At 47.6% G+C, this 273-nt stretch carries 1 protein-coding gene; it reads right to left on the bottom strand.

The window, feature by feature from the left end; genetic code table 11:
* Positions 1-273, bottom strand: a 273-nt coding sequence (locus AB4512_RS23295; RefSeq protein ID WP_372175896.1) for a flagellar M-ring protein FliF C-terminal domain-containing protein, incomplete at both ends; no start/stop codon positions are given.

Below are 273 nucleotides of genomic sequence, written 5' to 3'. Positions count from 1 at the left end.
AGTTTCGGGTCGCTTCTTTGTGAACCGAGCCTTGCCCCGTCATCGCACCGTCTTTCATCTGAGCGACATCTTGAGGAATTGAAGCATCTGCTGGGGGCTGGTTACTCAAAGCACCAGGAATACCAGCCACAGTGTTGCCGTTGTTATAATCTTCTAACGTGTATTCACTTCGAGTCGCTGGCGTATTCGGATCAAAACGTTTTCTCGTTTGCTCCACAGCACTAAAATCAAGCTGAATATCAACCTGAGCGGTATAGTTACCAAACCCAAGAA

This window comes from Vibrio sp. 10N.222.52.B7 (assembly GCF_041474275.1).
GTDB classification, from domain to species: Bacteria; Pseudomonadota; Gammaproteobacteria; order Enterobacterales; family Vibrionaceae; genus Vibrio; species Vibrio crassostreae_C.
Note: the sequence above shows the minus strand (reverse complement) of the source record. Positions and strands in the feature narration are given on the sequence as shown.